Genomic DNA, 17,493 nt, shown 5'->3' with positions numbered 1-17,493 from the left:
CCCCCGAACCCACCCCACCCCGATCCCCGTCGAGGCTCTCCCCCCACGCCAGGAGGCACCCACCATGACCCAACAGCGCCCACGCATCGTGGACCTGAGCGAGACGCCGCCCAACCGCCGGCGCGGTGGCGACCTGAGGGCCGTCCTCACCCCGACCTCGGTGGGTTCGACCAGCGGCTTCATGGGCCTGGCCATCATGGCCCCCGGAGAGTCGATCGCCGAGCACTACCACCCGTACTCCGAGGAGTTCGTGTACGTCGTCAGCGGCCGGCTGGAGGTCGACCTCGACGGGGAGGCCCACCCGCTGCGCACCGACCAGGGGCTGCTCGTGCCCCTGAACACGCGCCACCGCTTCCGCAACGTCGGAGACACCGAAGCCCGCATGGTCTTCCACCTCGGCCCCCTCGCCCCGCGCCCCGAACTGGGACACGTGGACACCGAGCAGGCCCCGAACCCGGAGGGAACCGCATGGGAGCAGCCGCCGGACCGCACAGGAGCGGTCTCGTGACCCGCCGGCGGGTGGCCGTCACCGGAGTGGGCGTCGTCGCGCCCGGCGGCATCGGAGTCCGCGACTTCTGGGACCTGCTGTCCAACGGGCGTACGGCGACACGGGGCATCAGCCTCTTCGACCCGACGGGATTCCGTTCCCGGATAGCCGCCGAGGTCGACTTCGACCCCGCCGAGCACGGCCTCGACGAGGAGGAGGCGGCACGCGCGGACCGGTACATCCAGTTCGCCCTGGTCGCAGCCCGCGAGGCGGTGCGCGACGCCCGACTCGACCTCACCGCGGACGAGGCCTGGCGGACCGGTGTCTCCCTCGGCACCGCCGTCGGCGGCACCACCCGGCTGGAGCACGACTACGTCGCCGTGAGCCAGTCCGGCTCCTGGTGGGACGTCGACCACAAGCTGGCCGGCCCGCACCTGAACCGGGCGTTCACACCGGCCACCCTCGCCTCCGCCGTCGCGGAGCAGACGGGAGCACGCGGACCCGTCCAGACCGTCTCCACCGGCTGCACCTCGGGACTCGACGCCATCGGGTACGCCGTGCACGCCATCGCCGAGGGCCGGATGGACGTGTGCATCGCCGGAGCCTCGGACTCCCCGATATCGCCGATCACCGTCGCCTGCTTCGACGCCATCAAGGCGACCTCGCCGAACAACGACGACCCGGCCCACGCCTCCCGCCCGTTCGACGCCGACCGGGACGGATTCGTCCTCGGCGAGGGCGGAGCCGTCCTCGTGCTCGAAGAGCTGGAACGCGCCCGGGCCCGCGGCGCGACCGTCTACTGCGAGATCGGCGGCTACGCCACCTTCGGCAACGCCCACCACATGACCGGGCTGACCACCGAGGGCCTGGAGATGGCCCGGGCCATCGAGACCGCCCTCGCCCAGGCCGGAATCGCCGCCGACGAGATCGACTACGTCAACGCGCACGGATCCGGCACCAAGCAGAACGACCGCCACGAGACCGCGGCGGTCAAGAAGGTCCTGGGCGAGCACGCCTACAGGACGCCGATGACCTCCATCAAATCCATGGTGGGGCACTCCCTCGGCGCCATCGGGGCCATAGAACTCGCCGCCTGCGTCCTCGCCATGGTCCACCAGGTGGTCCCGCCGACCGCCAACTACGAGACGCCCGACCCCGAATGCGACCTGGACTACGTGCCCAAGGTCGCCCGGGGCCGGAAGCTGAGCAGCGTGCTCTCCGTGGGCAGCGGCTTCGGCGGTTTCCAGTCCGCCGTGGTCATGACCCGGCCGAAGGAGGAGGTCTCGTGACCAGCCGTACGGTCATCACGGGCATCGGGGTCGTCGCCCCCAACGGCGTCGGCGCCGACGCCTTCTGGAAGGCGACCCAGTCCGGCGTCAGCGTCCTGGACCGCGTCACCAGGCCGGGCTGCGAGCACCTGCCGCTGCGCGTCGCGGGCGAGGTCCGGGGCTTCGAACCGGGGTCCCTGGTCGAGGACAAGTTCCTCGTCCAGACCGACCGGTTCACCCACCACGCCCTCGCCGCCGCCGACCTCGCCCTGGAGGACGCCCGGCTCGGCCGCGCCGACTACGAGGGCGACCCCTTCTCCTTCGGAGTCGTCACCGCCGCCGGCTCCGGCGGCGGCGAGTTCGGCCAGCGCGAACTGCAGCACCTCTGGGAGCAGGGGCCGCGCTTCGTGGGCCCGTACCAGTCGATCGCCTGGTTCTACGCCGCCAGCACCGGCCAGATCTCCATCCGCCGCGGGCTGAAGGGGCCTTGCGGGGTCGTCTGCAGCGACGAGGCGGGCGGGCTCGACGCCTTCGCGCACGCCGTCCGGGCGATCCGCCAGGGCAGCCGGGCCATGCTGGCCGGAGCGACGGAGGCACCCCTCGCGCCGTACTCCATCGTCTGCCAGCTGGAGTACGAGGGACTGAGCCTGCGGGACGACCCGGAGCGCGCCTACCGTCCCTTCACCGACCAGGCCTGCGGCTACGTCCCCGCCGAGGGCGGCGCCATGTTCGTCGTCGAGGACGAGGCCGAGGCCCGCCGCCGAGGAGCCACCGTACGAGCCGAACTGGCGGGCCACGCAGCCACGTTCAGCGGCACCCGGCGGCGCGACGAGGCCGGCGAGGGCCTGGCCCACGCCGTCCGCGGCGCCCTCCGGGAAGCCGGCTGCGCCCCCGAGGACGTCGACGTCGTCTTCGCCGACGCCCTCGGGACCCCGGAGGCCGACGCGGCCGAAGCGGCCGCGATCCTCCACGCCCTCGGCGACCACGGACGCAAGGTGCCGGTCACGGCGCCCAAGTCCGGTACCGGCCGGGCGTACTGCGCCGCTCCCGCCCTCGACACCGCGGCCGCGGTACTGGCGCTGGAGCACGGCGTCGTGCCGCCGACCCCGAACGTCTACGACGTGTGCCACGACCTCGACGTGGTGACGGGCAGCGCCCGGCCGGCGGAGCTGCGCACGGCGCTCGTGCTCAGCCGCGGCCGGATGGGGTCGAACTCCGCGCTCGTCGTCCGCAAGGGCTCCCCGGCGGCCTAGCCCGCCGGGCCCGAGCGGGACCCAAGGAAAAGAGCACCCACATGTCCGACCGACTGACCGTGGAGGAGCTGGCGGCCCTGATGAAGACCGCCGGCATCACCGTCGACCCCATCGAGATGGCGAGCCGCCCGGACTCGTCCTTCGACGAGTACGGCCTCGATTCGCTGGGCCTGCTCGGCATCGTCGGTGAGCTGGAGAACCGGCGCGGACGGGCCCTGCCCGCCGACGCCGACCGCTGCAAGACCCCCGGGGAATTCCTCGACCTCGTCAACAACAGCCTGATGACCGGAGCCTGACATGCCAGGACACACCGAGAACGAGATCACCGTCAACGCGCCCGTGGAGCTCGTCTGGGAGATGACCAACGACCTCCCCAGCTGGCCCCAGCTGTTCAGCGAGTACGCCTCGCTGGAGGTCCTCGACCAGAAGGGCGACACGACCACCTTCCGCCTGACCATGCACCCCGACGAGAACGGCAAGGTCTGGAGCTGGGTCTCGGAGCGGACCGTCGACCGCAAGAACCTCACGGTCCGCGCCCGGCGGGTGGAGACGGGCCCCTTCGCCCACATGGACATCCACTGGCAGTACTTCAAGGTGCCCGGCGGCACCCGGATGAAGTGGACCCAGGACTTCGCGATGAAGCCCGACGCGCCCGTGGACGACGCCTGGATGACCGACAACATCAACCGCAACTCCCCGATCCAGATGGCGCTCATCCGGGACAAGATCGAGCAGCGCGAGCGTGAGAGCCGCGCCCCCGCCGCCAGCCGTGTCTGACGTCCGACGACGTCCTGGGACCTCTCCGAAACGAAAGGCAAGCAGCCGGATGAACGACACGCACCGCGCCCTCATCGTCGCCCGCATGGCGCCGGGGTCGGGCCCCGACATCGCCGAGCTCTTCGCGGACTCGGACGCGGGTGAACTGCCGCACCTGGTCGGGGTCACCCGGCGGAGCCTCTTCCAGTTCGACGACGTCTACATGCACTTCATCGAGGCGGACCGGGCGCCCGGCCCGGCCATCGCCCAGGTCACCGACCACCCGGAGTTCCGCAGGCTGAGCGACCGGCTCCAGGCGTTCATCAGCCCTCACAACCCGGCGACGTGGCGCAGCCCGAAGGACGCCATGGCCCAGGAGTTCTACCGCTGGGAGAACCCCCGCGCGAAGTGACCCGGCGGCCCGGACGGGACCCGCACACCGGCGTGTGCGGGTCCCGCCGCGCGTCGACGGCCGGACGTCCGCGGGCCCGGACCGGGACCCGGCAGCAAAGACCCGGCAGCAAAGCACCGCGAACCGATGGCGGCGAACCGATGGTGGAGAGCCGAGAGCCGAGAGCCGAGAGCCGAGAGCCGAGAGCCGAGAGCCGAGGGCAGGAGACGATGAACCCGACAGACCCCGACCGCTTCCCGACGGATCCGGGCCGCCCGCACGACGGGGAGCACCCCCGTACCTCGCTGCGCGCGCTCGTCCTGTCCGGGTCCTCCCGTACCGGATCGGTCAACGTCCGGCTCGCGGCCCTCGTCGCCGCGATGGTGCGCGAGGCCGGTGCCGTGGCGGAACCCGTCACCCTCCGCGACTTCCCCATGCCCCCCTACGACGGCGACGCCGAGGCCGGCGAAGGGCTGCCCGACGGCGCCCTCGCCCTGTGTGAGCGGATCGAGGCGGCCCACGCGCTGATCATCGCCTCGCCCGAGTACAACGCCTCCGTGCCGGGCGTCCTGAAGAACGCCGTCGACTGGGTGTCCCGCTACCGGCCGCAGCCCTTCAAGGACAAGCAGACCCTGCTGGTGTCGGCCTCACCCTCGATGGTCGGCGGCAACCGCGGACTGTGGGCCCTGCGGGTCCCCCTCGAACACCTCGGGGCCCGCGTCTATCCGGACATGTTCAGCCTGGCGGGCGCCCACCACGCCTTCACCGAGGACGGCGCCCTCACCGACCCGGGCCTGGGCGAGCGCCTGACCGCGACGATCGGCTCGTTCCTCGACCTGGTCGAGGCGGACACCCGCTACCTGTGCCTCCAGCGCCGCTGGTACGAGTTCCTGGGCGACCGCACCGACGCCCCGGTCACCTCACGCGCCCAGGACTGATCATCATCGCCCGCGAGGGGTGGGCTATGTTTGAGCGCGAGTGACGTGAGAAGGAGGCCCTCCGGTGTCATCGGGGCAGCAGGCACGCGCACAAGCGGCTGCGATCACGCCGAGCGGTCAGTCGGCCGAGGAGCCCGTCCGCCCTCCGGCCGACCGGCTCCTCGCGCTCTTCGACGGCCGCCGCCTGTCCCCGGGCCAGCGGCGCATCGCCCAGTACCTGATCGACCACCTCACCGAGGCCGCCTTCCTCTCGATCACCGAGCTCGCCGAGCGGGTGGGCGTCAGCCAGCCCTCCGTGACCCGCTTCGCGTCCTCGCTCGGCTTCAGCGGCTACCCGGCCCTGCGTGACGTGCTCCAGCCGATCGCGCTCAGCGCCGTGGCCGGCGCGACCGACACCCGCGAGCAGATCCGCCGCAACGAGCTCCAGGCGGCCGTCGACGCGGAGATCGAGAACCTGGAGAACGTGCGCCGGCTCCTCGCCGACACCAACCAGGTCCTGGACATCGGCCGGGAGCTGGCCGCCTCCGTGCCGCTGACGATCCTCGGCCTGCGCATCTCGGTCTCCCTGGCGGAGTACTTCGCGTACGCCGCCCGGCGCATCCACCCCGACGTGCGCCTGGTGACGCGCGGCGGCAGCGTCGCCTTCGACGCCCTGCTCCAGTCCAGGGCGGCCGGCGGGACCTGGGTCCTGGCGTTCGCCATGCCGCGGCACGCCAAGGAGACCCTGTCCGCCGTCCGGGCCGCCCGCAGCACGGGCCTGCGCGTCGTCCTGATCACGGATCCCACCCTCGGGCCGCTGGTGGACGAGGCCGACGTGGCCCTGACGGCGGCGACCGGATCCCGCCTGGTGTTCGACTCCTACGCGGCCCCCGGAATGCTCTCGGCGGCCCTGCTCCAGGCGATGGCGGACGCCGATCCCGAGCGGACCCAGGCCCGTCTGGAGGACTACGAGCACGTGGCGGACCAGCACGGCTTCTTCCTGTAGCGCTCCCGCGTCGCCGGCGCGTCTCCCGCGTTCCCGCGTTTCCCGTGAACCCTCCCGCGCCGACCCCACCAGGCGATATTCAGCCGTCGAGGTGCATGAAATTTTTCATACCCTTGCTTACTCGACGGTATATATGTTTACTGACGACGGCGCTCCTGATCCACCAGATGCCAAGGAGGACGACCCCACGTCCTCTCGAACGCACCGCGGTACGACGAACCTCCTCCTCACGTCGCGACCGCGGGTCGAGTCCAGGCTTTCGGATCTGTGCAGAGCGCCCATGGCGGCCTCGGTCAACCCCTGGGCCGAGGCCGCCCCTCACACGTCTCGACAGAACGTCTCGATCAGAGCTTCGACACCCCTCGGAAGTGACGAGAATGCCCCAGACGGCCACGTTTACGCTCAGCCCGGACTGGCCCCTGCAGGTCAAGGCTCCAGGTACGCACGACTGGGAGCGCTCAGCCACCCGATGGCTGCGGGACCTGCTGCCGGCCCGCTACGGCGGCTACCTCACGCTGACCCGCCACCACGCACTCCTCGCCCGGCATGTCCAGCTCCAGCTCCAGCACGAGATGCGGGCGGTACGGGCGGCCCTGCAGACCAGCCGCGCCGAGCTGCCCATGATGGGCGTCGCCGAGTCGGTCATCGAGAACTCGATCAGGATGTACGCCCTGGAGCTGGAGCAGCTGAGCCGCCTCTCCCGTGGCGCGCGGCTCGTCTCGGAGGCGCTGCTGGCGGGCACCCCCGCCCAGCGCAGGCGCTGACCGCGGCGGGCACGAGGCCGTGTGCGGTCCTCAGGCCGGCTGCCACGAGCGCAGCCGGGCGGCGACGTCGAAGACGCTGACGCGCAGCATGCGGATGTCGGTGACGAGGTCGCGCCACTGCTCGTAGGAGGCCTCCACCGCCTTCCCGGAGGCCTCGATGTAGGCGACGGCGACGCCGTAGGCGAAGTACTCGTTCGAGGTGGGCAGCGGCCGGAGCAGCACGATCGCGTCGAGCAGGGCGGCCGCCCGCCAGTACGCGTCGGGGGCGTCCACCTCCAGGCTGGGCGTGTTGACCCGGTGCCGGGCCACGGCGGCGACCAGGGCGGAGTGGTCGGCGACCTCCACGTCCTTGAACAGCGCCTCCTGCCGCTCCAGCAGCCAGCGGTGATCGATGTGCAGTTCCACGCGTCCGAGTATCCCCGCACCGGGCCCGGCCGTGGGGCTTTTCGGGAGGGGCGGGGCGCGTGCGGAGGCGTACGTCCGGCCGCACCGGAGCGCGGCCCGCGAGATATGCCGCGCAGGGAGGTTCCCCAGCGGGACATTGCCTCCTACGGTCTGTGCAGCACAGTTCCGGACCAGGAGGCAGCGTGGAGCGCGAGATCGGCAGCGGTAGCGGTAGCGGCAGCGACATCGACATCGACCGGCTGGTGACGGCGATGCGGGCGGTCGACGAGGCGGGGCGGCTCTTCGAGGAGGCGCTCGCCGTGTACGAGACGCGCGGCCTCAAGCGCACCGGCGACGACTTCAAGGTCGCGGGAGGCGCCGTACAGACGCTCCAGGGCGCCGAGGAGATGGCTCTGGGCACCCGGAAGTTCCTCGCCGAACTCGCGCTGATCCTCGGCTTCGCGACAGCGGGCGTCGAGGACCGCGTGGCCGCCCGGCCGGCGATCGCGCGGGCCGGATTCCCCGGGATCGGCGGAGGCGGGGCACGGATGGCGCGCCCGCTGCTCGACCCCACGCTGCGGGGACTGGAACTGCTCCTCGGTGTCGACTTCTTCGAGCCCGCCTTCAAGGCCGAGATAGAAGAGGTCGTCCGGGCCGAGAAGGCGACCTACCCCGACCCCTCCACCTTCCGTGTCCGCGCGTCCGCCGACCGCGCCGCCACCGTCGGCCGAACGCGCTGACTCCCGGGATGCCGGACCGGTCCGGTCCGGCGAGGCTGGGGGTATGCACCATGCTCCCGTCGTCGTACACCGGATCTTCCCCTCGGGGGGCCGGCAGGTGACCCTGCGGACCGCCACCAGGGAGGAGCCCCTCGGCCTGGCCCGCTCGGACGAGGACCTCATCGAGTTCCTGCGGCGGGCGGGCATGCCGGACCCCGACGACGTCGTCCTCGGCGGCACCGAACTGGTGGAGTGGGAGTCCGACACCCCGCACGTCTACGAGGCCGACCCGCCGACCGACGACCTCCCCTGAGGGCTGTCAGTATTCCCCGGCGGGCGCGCGGCGCCGGCTACGGCGCCTCGCCGCGTTGTCGCAAAGCGCCCGCATACGCCCGGTACGAGGACGCTCCTCCGCCTTGCGATGCACCGCATCCGACACCTCGCACTGATCCGCCAGGGATTACGGGACAGCCCTGAGGGAGCGTCCCGCCGGTCCGTGCCGTCCGTCGGGCTGCGTTCCCGCCACCGTGCCCCCGGTGAGGAAGCAGACATTCCGGCCCCGGCGCCGACCGGTTGTCGTACTGACGTACATTGGCCCACGGCCCGCCGGGCCGGGCGGACGAACAGGGCGAGTGTGGGCAGGAGTGGCCGGGACATGGCGCGACGCGGACGTGACGGAGCGGACCGGACACTCACCGCCGTCAAGCCCGCCGTCCCCGGCCCCGAGATAGCCGCGGCGGCCGACGCCGGCCACCTGCCCCCCGGTTGGCTGCGGCTGGGACGGGACGGCCGGCTGACCGCCTACGCGAGCTGCGCCGAGGGCCTGGTGCGCTGGACCGAGTCGGCGCCGTGCTCCGACATGTGGCACGGGCCCGACCTGTTCCCCGTGGAGGGGTGGGCCGGCCGGTTCACGCTCACTCAGGACGCCAACGGTTTCGTCTGGTTCGCCGGCACCCGCCACGGCGAGGGAGCCCCGAACGGCCGCGAGGTGGTCCTGGCGGCCCAGTACCAGACCGGCCGACCGCTGGGGGAGTGGCGGGCCGTGGGCAACCCGTTCCCGGAGAAGGAGGAAGAGCCGCCGCCTCCGCACGCCGACCCGGTCGTGCTGGCGGACGGCACCGGCGCCCTCCATGTCTTTGCCACCCGGTTCGGCATCGGCGTACGGGGTCGCACGCGTCGCGCCGACGGCGTCTGGGACGACTGGCAGGACTACCAGGGCAAGTGGGTGCGCGGATCCGTCGTCCCCCTCGTGACGACCGAGGGGCGTGCTGAGTTCCTCGCCCCCTTTCGCGGTGGCGCGTCGTACTGGAGCCAGGGCGGGCCGGGAGCCGGCTTCAAATGGCTCGGGCGCATGGACGCCGACGCGGTCGAGGGGACGTACAGCTCCTACGAGACGAACCGCGGCTCCGGCACCTACTACTGGCGCCACCCGGCGGACGGGGGTGTCATCGCCTACCGTCCGCAGTCGCCGGCCGGAGCCCCGAACATGCTCATGCCGTTGGGCGGTGCCGGGGGCGTCGGCCCCGTGGGCGTCACCCGCACCCGCGTCAACGGTTACGACTGCACGGTCCTGCTCCAGCGGGGTGCCGAGGGCCACCCCGAAATCGCCGCATATCCTACGGAGGGTGAGCAGTACGGCGCGTGGTGGGCGCCGGTGGGCGACCGCTGTGCGGGGCTGCCGGCGATCGCCCGCGATGCCCGGGGCGCGGTCACGATCGCGATGCTCGATGGTGACGGCGGGTTGCGGATCGCCCGGCAGGACCTGACGGACGCGGGCCTCTCCTTCGGGGCCTGGCGCCACGTCGGGTGACCTGCCTCACCTTGTGCAGGAGCGCTGTGACAGCGGAACAACCCCTGCCGCACAGGGCGCCCCAACCGATGGGTAGTTGACGCGTCCCGTGCGGGCGGGATGTCATCGCTCGTTCGCTTGCGTGAAGGTTTGGGCAGCTTGAGCGCTTGTGAATAGTTGCTCGGCGCCGAACAGTTGGCCTACGCTGCGCACACTCCTGTGAAGGTCGCATAAGTGTGCGGTCACAGGCGGTGGGGGAGGGTCGAGCGTGCGGGGAGCGGTGGTGACCGGATTCTGGGGCGGGTCTGGCGGCACGCCGCAGCAACTCCCGGTACGCCGTGAGAAGTGTGTCTATCGAGGAGTTTGCTGAGTGGCAGGTATGCCCCGCCTGAGCGTCGTCGTGCCTTTCCAGGACGTCGAGATCTACCTCCAGGAGTGCCTGGAATCGATAGCCAGGCAGACGTTCCGCGACCTTGAAGTGATCATGGTCGACGACGGCTCGACCGACTCCTCGACCGCCATCGCCGCCGAGTTCGCCCGCCGCGACCCGCGCTTCCGGCTGCTGCGCCAGGAACCGATGGGTCCTGGCCACGCCCGCAACGTCGGCATCCGCGCCGCCCACCCCCAGGCGGAATTCCTCGCGTTCGTCGACGGCGACGACGTCATACCCGAGTACGCCTACGAGTTGCTCGTACAGACCCTCGAAGCCTCCGGCTCCGACTTCGTCTCCGGCAACGTGCAGATGATGAACTCCACCAAGAGGTGGCAGTCCCCGCTGCACAAGGCGCCCATGCGCGCCAACAAGCGCGGCACGCACATCACCAAGCTGCCCGACCTCATCTACGACCGCACCGTGTGGAACAAGCTGTTCCGGCGGTCCTTCTGGGACTACCACTACATCGCCTTCCCCGAAGGCGTCATGTACGAGGACTCCTGGGTCAACATGTTCGCCCACTTCCGGGCATCCAAAGTCGACATCCTCACGGACATCGTCTATTTCTGGCGGCGGCGCGAAGGCGGCGCCGCACCCTCCATCACCCAGCGGCACACCGAGTTCAGCAACCTCCAGGACCGCGTCGCCGCCGTGCAGTCGGTCAGTCGCTTCCTCGCCGGCCACCGGGCGAGGTCCTACTCCGACCACAAGCGCAAGTACGATCTCGCCTGCCTGAAGTCGGACCTGATGCTGCACCTCAAGGTGCTCCCCGACGCAGACGAGGAGTACCGCGACGCCTTCATGCGGTGGGCCAACGACTTCCTGGACGAGGCCGACGCCGACATCATCCACGAACTGCCCGCCGATGCCCGCGTCAAGTGGCTGCTCGTACGCGAGGGCCGCCTCAAGGAGCTGCTCGACGTCGTCGAGTTCGAGCGCAAGGGCGGCCCGATGCCCGTCCAGCGCCGCTTCCACCGCTACCTCAACTACCCCTATCTGGGGGACCGTTCGGTAGGCATCGACAAAAGCGCCTACCGACTGGACAAGGAGCTGTCGCTGCACGGCTCCCTGAGCGGGGCACAGTGGGACGACTCCGACCACCTGATCCTCGAAGGATCCGCATACGTCCGCTTCATCAACGTGCACAAGCGGCACATGTCGATGAAGGCGATCGCGCTGCGCAACAAGAAGCAGGGCCGTGTGGTCGTCGCCAAGGCGAAGACCACCTACTACCCGCAGGCCACCGAGTACTCAAACCAGAGCCGGTACTGCTACGACTGGTCCGGATTCCAGGTCCGCTTCGACACGACCCGCCTCAAGCGTAAGGGGGAATGGGTCGAGGGGACCTGGGACGTGGCGGCCGGTGTACTGAGCCGCGGCCTGTTCCGCTACAAGGGGATCGTCAGAGGAGGAGCCGGAAGCGCGGCCAACCCGCCCTACCGGTACGTGGACAAGAACACCCGTGTGGTGCCCCTTTTCATCCAGGGCAAGCTCAAACTCCGTGTCGAGCGTGTTCGCTGCCGCATCACCCAGCACCGGATGGTGGGCGACCATCTCGAACTCCGCGGCGTCTACCTCGGCCCCAAGCTCCCCGAGTGGGGCAAGTTCCGTGTGGCCAGCATGGGAGGCGCCGGGCGGCACGACGCCTGGGTCCAGTTCAAGCAGGGCGGCGAAGGCTGGTACGGCTTCGTGACCCGGGTCCCTGCCAAGGCCCTCGTCCCCGGCCACCGCACGCACTCCTCCGACGGGGTCCCGGAGACCTGGAACACCGGCGCCAACGGCTGGAAGACCACCCTGCACGTCGAGGGACGCAAGGCCCCCATCTACCCCGTCATGGCGGAAGAGGCCGACGACGGACACTACCGGCTGCCGGCCGGGCTGCAGACCGAGGGCGGGGACCGCGAGGTCTTCGTGCACCGCAACGGCTCCGGCTACGTGGTGCTGTTCGAACGCGACACCCTGCCGCTGGCCAAGTCCGCGACCTGGCGGCAGGACGGCTCCCTCGAAGTCGTCGTCGGCTACGCCGCGCAGGACAGGCTCGACGCCTCCGAGTACGCCACGGCGCACGTCGTCGTACGCTCCCGCGCCCACGGCGCGGAGCGCACCGTCCCGATCACCTGGCAGGGCGACGACTTCAGCTTCGTCCTCACCCCCGCCGCGATGCGCACCCTCGCCGGCGACATACCGCTCGCCGCCGGCCGCTGGGACTTCTTCCTGCGTCGCCAGGACCCCTCGGCCGTCGACCCCGAGGACCGCTCCGGCGACCTCATGGTCAAGATGACGCAGGACCTGATCCCCACCCTGCCCAGCGACATGACCCGTGAGGAGCGGCGCTACGAACTCCAGGCGGAGGCGTACGACCGGCTCTCGCTGCTGGTGCACTCGGCGATGCCGGACGAGGCCCGCGGCCCGTACCGGCAGAAGCTGATGCGCACCAAGACCTACCCCGACGCCCGGCGCAAGCCCGTCACCGCCGCCGTGCTCTTCGACGCCTTCAAGGGCACCCAGTACTCCGACAGCCCGCGCGCCCTGCACGAGGAACTGGTCCGCCGCGGCACGGACCTGGAGCACCTGTGGGTGGTGCGCGACGACCAGGTCGCCGTCCCGCCCACCGCCCGCCCCGTCCGCATGTGGTCCCCCGACTGGTACGAGGCCATGGGCCGGGCGAAATACATCGTCGCCAACAACCACCTCCCCGACTGGTTCGAGAAGCGTGACGGGCAGGTCGTCGTACAGACCTGGCACGGCACCCCGCTCAAGCGCATCGGACACGACATCGAGGCCGTGCACTTCGCCGACAAGCGGTACCTGGAGCGCGTGGAGAAGGAGGTGCAGAACTGGGACATGCTGGTGTCCCCGAACAGCTTCAGCACCCCGATCCTTCAGCGGGCCTTCCGGTTCCCGGGCGAGATGGTCGAGAGCGGCTACCCGCGCAACGACATCCTGCGCCGCGCGGAACCCGGGCGCGCCGCGGAAGTGCGCCGCCGCATCGGCCTGCCGCCGAGCAAGAAGGTCGTCATGTACGCGCCGACCTGGCGTGACGACCAGTTCTACGCCCCGGGCAAGTACAAGCTCGACTTCCGCATCGACCTCGACGACGCCCGCGCCCGCCTCGGCAGCGACCACGTCCTGCTCGTGCGGCGCCACCCCAACGTCGTGGACCCGGTGCCGGGCGCCGGCGACGGCTTCGTCTTCGACGTGTCCGACTACCCCGACATGGCGGACCTTTCCCTCATCGCCGACGTGATGATCACGGACTACTCCTCCCTGATGTTCGACTTCGTCAACACCGGGCGGCCGATCCTCTTCTTCACCTACGACCTCGACCACTACCGCGACACCCTGCGCGGCTTCTACTTCGACTTCGAGCAGTCCGCCCCGGGGCCGCTGGTCTTCACCTCGCCCGAACTCATCGGCACCATCCGCGACATCGACCGCGTCCAGCACGGCTACGCCGCCCGCTACCGCTGGTTCCAGCAGGAGTTCTGCGACCTCGACGACGGCTACGCCTCGGCCCGGCTGGCCGACCGCATCCTCGTCGCGGGCGGAGACCTCGACCCGGCGCGGGCCCAGGCGCCGGCCGTGGGCACGGCCGGCCTCCGCGCGCCGGCACACACAGGGCACGCAGGCCACCCCGGTCACACGGGCCACGGGCCGACAGGTCACCCGGGTCAGGTCGGCCACCCCGCGGGACAGACCGGGAGCTGGAACCGGGACACCCTCCGCCAGGTGCCGCGTCAGCCGGTGAGAAGGATGGATTCCGAGCATGTCTGAGGCACCCCAGAGGACGCGCCGCGTGTTCAGTGGCGTGGACTGCTCCGGGCCGGTGCCCGTCGAGTACCGGTTCTCCCACGCGCGCAACGGCAACCGCCACCTGGTGGTCGTCCTCTCCCACCGCCACGCACCCGGCGGGTACGCCTGGGCGACCGGACAGCTGGAGGACCTCCGGTCGAACATCCTCTGGGTGCGGGACCTGCTCGACGGTGCCAACACCTATCACCTGTGCAGGGGTATGGATTTCTCCCTGGAGCAGTCCGTCGCCGGCCTCGTCTCGCACGTCATGAACACACTGGCCCTCTCGCCGGACCAGGTGACCGTGTTCGGCACGTCCGAGGGCGGCAGCGCGGCACTGTTCCTCGGACTGAAGTACGGCTTCCGCAACATCGTGGCCGGCACACCGCATTTCCGCATCGGTACCCGGGTCAAGGAGAGCAACCCCGACGCGGCCCGGGTGATGATGGGCGAGCCGACGGATCAGAACGTCCACGTCCTCGACTCCGTCCTGCCCGACCTCGTGGGCAGCGGGGCCAACCCGTCAGCCAACATCTACGTCCTCACATCCCCCCGGGACCCGCAGTACCAGCAGCAGACGGAACCTTTCCTCGGGCACTTCCAGGGGCGCGAGAACTTCAATTTCGTCTACAACGAGTCACCTCTCATCACCGACGCGGGGAAGGTCACACGGCACCACCTCCCGGTGTTCATGGGGCTGCTGAACCTCCTGGTCGACGGAATCGCCCCACGGATCGGCATGGTGCGCAACGGCTACGACCAGCCGAAGCGGGACACCTCCGCCATCGACACCTACCTCACGCAGACCTCCCAGGTGCGAGGCGACTCCTTTCCCAAACCGGTCGTCCGCACCCCCGCACCCGGAGAACGGGTACCGGCGAACACCGTCCGCTTCACCGGCACCGCCGTCGGCGCCGTGCGCGTCAGCTTCTGGGAGGAAGGCAAGTACCGCGGCACCGCGCCCGTCGCTCCCGACGGCACGTGGTCCTGGGAGCGCACCGACCCCTGGCCCAAGGGGAAGCACGTCGTCCGGCTCTTCGCCGCGGACGCGAACAACTACCAGACCAAGCGCTCAGAGGTCGCCTTCACGGCCGTCGAGCCCGTGTACGAGGCTGCGCCCGCGTACGAGCCGGTACCGCAGCCGTCGATGCCCGTACCGCAGTCATCGGTGCCGACACCGCAGCCGCCGGTGCCGGCGCAGCACCTCGTCCTGACGGTGACCGTACCCGCCGCACACCAGCAGGTGCCCGGTCCCGGCGTCGGCTTCGCCGGGTACGCTCCCGGCGCCGTCCGCGTGGACTTCCACGAGGGCGGAGCGGCCCTGGGCGCGTGCGAGGTACGGCCCGACGGCAGTTGGACGTGGGAGCCGGGCTGGCCCTGGAACGACGGCGACCACTTCGTCGAGGCCATCGCCGTGGACGCCCTCGGCAACGTGTCCCCGTGGGCTGCGGTCCCGTTCACCAAGCTCGGGGCGTACCCCGTGCCCGCCCAGGACGTCTACTTCAACTCGGTGTACTGATACCCGGGGTCGCGGGGGCCGTTTCCGCCGGACGGCTCACCCGCATCACCAGCGGCCGGTGGTCCGACGCCTTGGTGCTCACCACCTCGCAGCCGGTGCGCGGCAGTGCGGTGAACAGGTAGTCGATCTTCGCGCCGTCCGAGTGGGTGGGCCGCCCGGTCCGGGCCGTGCCCTTCTGGTCGCACTCGCGGTACGTGGTGTACGCCTCCGACGGCCAGATCCAGGCGGAGGTGTTCGCCTTGCCCACCGGCGGCGGGGAGTTGAAGTCCCCGCCGACGACCGTACGCTCGTCCGTCGAGGCGGCGGCGAACAGCGAGCTCAGCTGGTCGTCGCGGAAGTCCCACTCCGGGTGCTGGCCGTCGCTCTCCCGCAACGACAGGTGCGCGTTGCACACCCGCACCCCCTGGGCCTGGACGCGGGCGCACAGGATCCCCCGGTGCAGGCCCACCGTCGGCTGCTCGGTCGGGATGACCTCCACGTCCGTGAGCCGGGAGGCGGCCAGCAGGGCGAAACCGGCCCGCCCGCGCCCGCCGTCGGTGCACTGGACCGCGGTACGGCCGCCCGCCGCGTCCACGTCCGCGTACGGCTCGAAAGCCGTCTGCCACTCCGGGCCCAGGCGCAGGGCCGAGGACGACAGGTCGTCCGAGCACACCTCCTGCAGCAGCAGCACGCGTACGCCGGAGTCACCGATCAGGTCGCGCAGCTGCCGGAACTTGTCCGCCGGGCTGCCCGTGCGCTCACAGCTCCACTGCCGCACCGCGCACATGTTCCAGGTCGCGACGGAGACCTCGTCCGGCTTCGCGGGACCCAGGCCGGCGCCGGCGATCGAGGCCGGCGCCTGGGCGGACGTACAGGCCACCGACGTCAACAGGCCGAGGGCCGCCGCCGTGCTGCCGAACCGGCGGCGGATCGACCGCCACCCGGTCTCCTTGTGCTTCTGCATTCCGACATCATTGGGTATCCGCCGGTCAGCCGCCCAACCGCCCCCGGTCCGAACCGTTCCGGATCGCCGCCCGGGCACGACCACTCGCACCGCTCCTTCGCCGCGGTCGGAGCCGCTGGGGGCGGAGACGGTGGTGAACCAGGGGCGGAGGGGAGCGAGGGTGGGGGACGCCGGCCAGCCGTTGACCGTCGCGAGGAGCCGCCAGTAGCGCTCGGCATCCGGGTCTGTGCTCGTCCGGAGGCGGGCCAGCAGCCAACGGCGCAGGTCGCCTCCGCCGGCCCGTGCGAAGGCGTCGGCGTAGAGGGCGGCCGGCGCGTCCGTCCACGACGCCCCTCCGGCGGTGGGCAGCAGGCCGGCGGAGACGGCTTCGCCGATGCGTTCGGCCATCGCCCGGTTGAGAGCGTCGTGCAGCGCGCCGACGTCCTGCGGGGACGGCTCCGCAGCCTGTTCCTCGGCCGTACGACGCAACGTGGCACGGAAGTCCGCGTCCTGGCAGAGACCGGCGAGTTCCACCCACGCCTCGACCTGCCCTGGCGTGGGCTCGTCGGGGAGTTCGGGCACGGCGGAGCGCATCAGCGCCACGAACTCGGGGTTGGAGTCGAGGCCTTCGAAGGCGTCGTCGAGGAAGTCGGACACCAGTCGGCGGCGTTCGGCGTCGGAGAGCGTGGCGAGTCGGTGCATGAGGTCCATCTCCTGGGTGGTGGCGCCGCTTCGGGCGACGGCACGGAGTACCGCCCGGTGCAGGCGCAGGGTGCGTATCTGTACGTCCAGGGCGCCGGCGTGGGCTTCCGCGACCTCTGCCACGGATGCCTCCCGGTCCAGCACCCTGCGCACGGTCGCCAGATCGATCCCGAGATGGCGCAGTGTGCGGGCCAGCTGCAAGCGGGCGAGTGCCTCGGGTCCGTAGAGCCGGTAGCCGGCGGGGCTCCGGTCGGTCGGCGGGACGATGCCCTGATCGGAACAGAACCGGATGGTCTTCACCGTCAGGCCCGTCCGGCGGGATAGTTCTCCGATGGAATGGAGCGTGTCGCTGTCCATGCCCCCAGCCTGGAGTCTCCCCCCGCGGGAGACT

15 protein-coding genes and 2 pseudogenes are annotated in these 17,493 nt (G+C 71.0%); 14 read left to right on the top strand and 3 right to left on the bottom strand.

Translation table 11 applies throughout. The annotated features are described in order from the left end of the window. The first annotated feature begins 64 nt into the window (after positions 1-64). The 9 genes from BSL84_RS02590 (at position 65) to BSL84_RS02550 (ending at position 6,842) form a co-directional block, all read left to right on the top strand. A complete protein-coding gene (locus BSL84_RS02590; RefSeq protein ID WP_030037272.1) occupies positions 65-508 on the top strand; it encodes a cupin domain-containing protein in 444 nt (147 codons plus the stop codon). Further along, positions 505-1,776: a beta-ketoacyl-[acyl-carrier-protein] synthase family protein gene (locus BSL84_RS02585; RefSeq protein ID WP_199838695.1), complete on the top strand. Its 1,272-nt coding sequence runs from the start codon at positions 505-507 to the stop codon at positions 1,774-1,776. Before BSL84_RS02590 ends, BSL84_RS02585 begins: the two co-directional genes overlap by 4 nt. Further along, a complete protein-coding gene (locus tag BSL84_RS02580; protein ID WP_045321080.1) occupies positions 1,773-3,008 on the top strand; it encodes a beta-ketoacyl synthase N-terminal-like domain-containing protein in 1,236 nt (411 codons plus the stop codon). Before BSL84_RS02585 ends, BSL84_RS02580 begins: the two co-directional genes overlap by 4 nt. A gap of 41 nt (positions 3,009-3,049) precedes the next feature. After that, complete coding sequence (locus tag BSL84_RS02575; protein WP_030029725.1) at positions 3,050-3,304, top strand: acyl carrier protein; 255 nt, start codon at positions 3,050-3,052, stop codon at positions 3,302-3,304. 1 nt (position 3,305) lies between these two features. Continuing rightward, entirely contained in the window at positions 3,306-3,785 is a 480-nt protein-coding gene (locus BSL84_RS02570) for an SRPBCC family protein (RefSeq protein ID WP_030029727.1), read from the top strand. A gap of 49 nt (positions 3,786-3,834) precedes the next feature. Next, a complete protein-coding gene (locus BSL84_RS02565) occupies positions 3,835-4,176 on the top strand; it encodes a TcmI family type II polyketide cyclase (RefSeq protein ID WP_030029729.1) in 342 nt (113 codons plus the stop codon). Between the two features lie 284 nt (positions 4,177-4,460). Beyond that, positions 4,461-5,093: an NADPH-dependent FMN reductase gene (locus BSL84_RS02560; RefSeq protein ID WP_030029730.1), complete on the top strand. Its 633-nt coding sequence runs from the start codon at positions 4,461-4,463 to the stop codon at positions 5,091-5,093. A 64-nt stretch (positions 5,094-5,157) separates the two neighbouring features. Next, positions 5,158-6,078 (top strand): MurR/RpiR family transcriptional regulator, encoded by a 921-nt coding sequence (locus tag BSL84_RS02555; RefSeq protein WP_030029731.1) that lies wholly within the window; start codon positions 5,158-5,160, stop codon positions 6,076-6,078. Positions 6,079-6,455: 377 nt separating this feature from the next. Continuing rightward, positions 6,456-6,842, top strand: a complete 387-nt coding sequence (locus BSL84_RS02550; RefSeq protein ID WP_030029733.1) for a hypothetical protein — start codon at positions 6,456-6,458, stop codon at positions 6,840-6,842. A gap of 30 nt (positions 6,843-6,872) precedes the next feature. Here BSL84_RS02550 and BSL84_RS02545 read toward each other — a convergent pair whose 3' ends face one another. After that, positions 6,873-7,247 (bottom strand): hypothetical protein, encoded by a 375-nt coding sequence (locus BSL84_RS02545; RefSeq protein ID WP_030029734.1) that lies wholly within the window; start codon positions 7,245-7,247, stop codon positions 6,873-6,875. 182 nt (positions 7,248-7,429) lie between these two features. On the opposite strand from BSL84_RS02545, the gene BSL84_RS02540 reads away from it, so the two are divergent. From BSL84_RS02540 to BSL84_RS02520, 5 genes are all read left to right on the top strand, one after another. Continuing rightward, on the top strand, positions 7,430-7,966 hold the full coding sequence (locus BSL84_RS02540; protein WP_075969698.1) for a hypothetical protein: 537 nt from the start codon (positions 7,430-7,432) through the stop codon (positions 7,964-7,966). Positions 7,967-8,009: 43 nt separating this feature from the next. Continuing rightward, the gene (locus BSL84_RS02535; RefSeq protein ID WP_030029736.1) at positions 8,010-8,258 is read left to right on the top strand and encodes a hypothetical protein; all 249 of its coding nucleotides are present in this window, start codon (positions 8,010-8,012) and stop codon (positions 8,256-8,258) included. A gap of 342 nt (positions 8,259-8,600) precedes the next feature. Beyond that, positions 8,601-9,755, top strand: a complete 1,155-nt coding sequence (locus tag BSL84_RS02530; protein ID WP_079273093.1) for a hypothetical protein — start codon at positions 8,601-8,603, stop codon at positions 9,753-9,755. Positions 9,756-10,113: 358 nt separating this feature from the next. Continuing rightward, a complete protein-coding gene (locus tag BSL84_RS02525) occupies positions 10,114-13,941 on the top strand; it encodes a bifunctional glycosyltransferase/CDP-glycerol:glycerophosphate glycerophosphotransferase (protein WP_079273092.1) in 3,828 nt (1,275 codons plus the stop codon). Continuing rightward, on the top strand, positions 13,934-15,478 hold the full coding sequence (locus BSL84_RS02520; RefSeq protein ID WP_075969697.1) for a hypothetical protein: 1,545 nt from the start codon (positions 13,934-13,936) through the stop codon (positions 15,476-15,478). Before BSL84_RS02525 ends, BSL84_RS02520 begins: the two co-directional genes overlap by 8 nt. On the opposite strand, the pseudogene BSL84_RS37735 reads toward BSL84_RS02520, so the two are convergent. Next, positions 15,462-16,244, bottom strand: a pseudogene (locus tag BSL84_RS37735) (endonuclease/exonuclease/phosphatase family protein); the annotation flags it as partial. The gene BSL84_RS02520 and the pseudogene BSL84_RS37735 overlap by 17 nt on opposite strands. Positions 16,245-16,550: 306 nt before the next feature. After that, positions 16,551-17,459, bottom strand: a pseudogene (locus tag BSL84_RS37730) (MerR family transcriptional regulator); the annotation flags it as partial. Positions 17,460-17,493: the final 34 nt, after the last annotated feature.

Origin of the sequence: Streptomyces sp. TN58 (genome assembly GCF_001941845.1) — a bacterium.
In the GTDB taxonomy this organism is placed as follows: Bacteria; Actinomycetota; Actinomycetes; order Streptomycetales; family Streptomycetaceae; genus Streptomyces.
This window is presented reverse-complemented; position numbering and strand designations above follow the sequence as displayed.